Here is a 3370-nt window from a genome sequence, read left to right as displayed (position 1 = left end):
GTGTTGGCTTTCGTGAACGCACAGAAAGACCAATTCAGAGCCCAGGAAATCGCCAACCTGCTGTGGGCCATGGCGAAAATGGTAGATAACGGGCAGGAGCGGACACCACAGTTCAAAAAGGCCCTGGCCGCGCTGTTGCCCCTCGTGAACGCACAGAAAGACCAATTCAGTGCCCAGGATATTGCCATTCTGCTTTGGGCCATGGCGAAACTGGTAGACAACGGGCAGGAGCGGACATCAGAGCTCAACAAGGCCGTGGCCGCACTGTTGCCCCTCGTGAACGCACAAAAAGCCAACTTTAAACCACAGGGTATCGCCAACCTGCTGTGGGCCATGGCGAAACTGGTAGACAACGGGCAGGACCGGACATCAGAGCTCAACAAGGCCGTGGCCGCACTGTTGCCCCTCGTGAACGCACAAAAAGCCAACTTTAAACCACAGGGTATCGCCAACATGCTGTGGGCCATGGCGAAACTGGCGGTCAACGGGCAGGAGCAGACACCGGGGCTCAACGAGGCCGTGGCCGCGCTGTTGCCCCTCGTGAACGTACAGAAAGACCAATTCAGTACCCAGGGTATTGCCACCCTGCTGTGGGCCATGGCGAATTTGATGGACAACGCGCAGGAGCGGACACCAGAGCTCAACGAGGCTGTGGCCGCGCTGTTGCCCCACGTTAACGCACAAAAAGCTAATTTTAAACCACAGGAAATCGCTAACCTGCTTTGGGCCACGGCCAAACTGGGCGAACTCGTTGAGCTGAACGTGGCTACCTCTACGTTCGAATCGCTTGTCTATCGAATCAGTGAGAACCTGCAGTTTTCTCAGCAAGAGATATCGATGTCTCTCTGGGGAGTCATGGTATGCTGTGCCAGGTTGGCTCTGGACTCCAATGCCAATAAAAGTAACGTGTTTGAAAAGCACATGGATGACCTGTTCACTCGCCTGGAAAATACCTCGCCAGATAATAAAGAAGAACAATCCGTCATTACCATGGCTGCAAGTTGGCTTGGCAGCACCTGTCCGGTCATTCCCCATTACCAGACGAACATTTCAAAAACCCAAGCCGACTTCCGCGATCAACTCCAATTATCTATTCCATCTCTGAAGATTGAAGAAGAAAAGAGTCTGAACTCATTACCTCCGGTTGACCTGCTTCTGCCAGATCACAACATGGTGATTGAAGTTCAGGGTCCTTCTCATTATGTGGGTGGTGATTTCAAAACCAGGAAGGGTTCGACTCTGCTTAAAATCGCACTGCTGCAAAAAGCAGGATTTGAGGTCATTGAAATCCCGGCTAACCAGCTTTTGAACAAAGATTTAATGAAACCATACATTGATCAAATAAAGACCAGGGTAAGCATCCCGCCACAGGGTCATGGCTCTGTATCACTCAAAAGAGGGTGGGCAGGTACTGCATACGTGACTGCCGAAGAACATTCAGAAGAACAAACCAGCCCGGCAAAGAGGAAGAAAACAAACAGCCAGTAATCGCCTTCCTCCCATCATGAATCAAGTAAACTTTTCCGCACAATGAACTTCTGAGCAGGACAGCAGTCTGCTTTTTATATTTTCATGAATTAATGAAATATAATTATGGATAGAAGTTCTGCTGGTATCAGTGGTAAATACGCAAGATCAGGTAATGATGACAACCAACCGAATGACCGTGCTGCTTCCAGGCGTGGGCGATATAGACAAGCCACAGTCAGACAGTGGGATAATACCCCACGCACAACCCCGAGGCGTAATAAATTTTACCATTCTGCTGCCGCAGGCCCTTCTCAATATCTACTGCGCCGTTCAGTAAACCCTGCTCAAAATTTTCATGCCCTCATCAAACCAGAAATAATGGCTGGTCTGGTGAGTAAATCGGATCGTCTCGGTCATCGCTATGATGGGAGAGATCACGGCCTATATGCCAGTTCAATTAAAAAATACACGTCAGCGTCTAAAAGGCCTTTAAATCGAGCGGAACAAAGCCAGCTGATGCGTTTGCTGCAAAATTTCGCAGCAACACGGAGCTGGAATTGGCGAAGCCTGACGACAACACTGCACTCATTTACTTCAGCGGGTGTTTTTACCCTTCATAAACCCATGGATGGGCGTGTTCAACTCACTCAAGCTGCCTTATTATCGACGCTACTGGATGCAATAATATTCAATTGCAACCAAAAACCTGAAGCCAGTGATATTGGAGCTCAGGAAATCGCCAATCTGCTGTGGGCCATGGCGAAACTGATGGACAACAGGCAGGAACTAACACCAGGGCTCAACGAAGCCGTAGCCGTGTTGTTGCCCCACGTGAACGCACACAAAGACCAATTTATTCCTCAGCATATTGCCAACCTGCTGTGGGCCATGGCGAAACTGGTGGACAACGGGCTGGAGCGCACAGCAGAGCTCAATGAGGCTGTGGTCGTGTTGTTGCCCCACGTAAACGTACAGAAAGACCAATTTATTCCTCAGGCTATCGCTAACCTGTTGTGGGCCATGGCGAAACTGGTGGACAACGGGCTGGAGCGGATATCAGGGCTGAACGAGGCCGTGGCCGCCCTGTTGCCCCTCGTGAACGCACAGAAAAATCAATTTACTCCTCAGCATATCACCAACCTGCTGTGGGCCATGGCGAAACTGGTGGACAATGGGCTGGAGCGGACACCTGGGCTCAACGAGGCCGTGGCCGCGCTGTTGCCCCAAGTGAACGCACAAAAAGACCAGTTTAATGCCCAGGGTATCGCCAACCTGCTGTGGGCCATGGCGAAACTGGTGGACAACGGGCTGGAGCGGACACCAGAGCTCAACGAGGCCGTGACCGCCCTGTTGCCCCCCATAAACGCACAGAAAAACCAACTTAATGCCCAGGGCATTGCCAACCTGATGTGGTCCATGGCGAAACTGGCGAACAACGGGCTGGAGCGGACACCAGGGCTCAAAGAGGCGGTGGTCACGCTGTTACCCCTCGTGAGCGCACAGAAAGACCAATTTAATCCCCAGGGAATCACCAACCTGCTGTGGGCCATGGCGAAACTGGTGGACAACGGGCAGGAGCAGACACCAGAGCTCAACGAGGCCGTGGCCGCGCTGCTGCCCCATGTGAACGCACAGCAAAACCAATTTATTCCTCAGCATATCTCCAACCTGCTGTGGGCCATGGCGAAACTGGTGGACAACGGGCAGGAGCAGACACCAGAGCTCAAAGAGGCTGTGGCCGCGCTGTTGCCCTGCGTGAACACACAGAAAGACCAATTTAATCCCCAGGATATCGCCATCCTGCTGTGGACCATGGCGAAACTGGTGGACAACGGGCACGAGCAGACACCAGATCTCAACAAGGCCGTGGCCGTGCTGTTGCCCCACGTGAACGCACAGA

General features: G+C 52.3%; 2 protein-coding genes. Both read left to right on the top strand.

From position 1 onward, the window contains the following. The coding region (locus CX664_RS23455) for an RAP domain-containing protein (RefSeq protein WP_146000274.1) at window positions 1-1488 on the top strand (1488 nt) is incomplete at its 5' end. 105 nt (window positions 1489-1593) lie between these two features. Continuing rightward, window positions 1594-3370: DUF1601 domain-containing protein (locus CX664_RS23450; RefSeq protein WP_146000273.1), on the top strand; the 1777-nt coding region annotated here is incomplete at its 3' end.

The sequence above is a fragment of the Endozoicomonas acroporae genome, from assembly GCF_002864045.1.
Classification (GTDB): Bacteria; Pseudomonadota; Gammaproteobacteria; order Pseudomonadales; family Endozoicomonadaceae; genus Endozoicomonas; species Endozoicomonas acroporae.
This window is presented reverse-complemented; position numbering and strand designations above follow the sequence as displayed.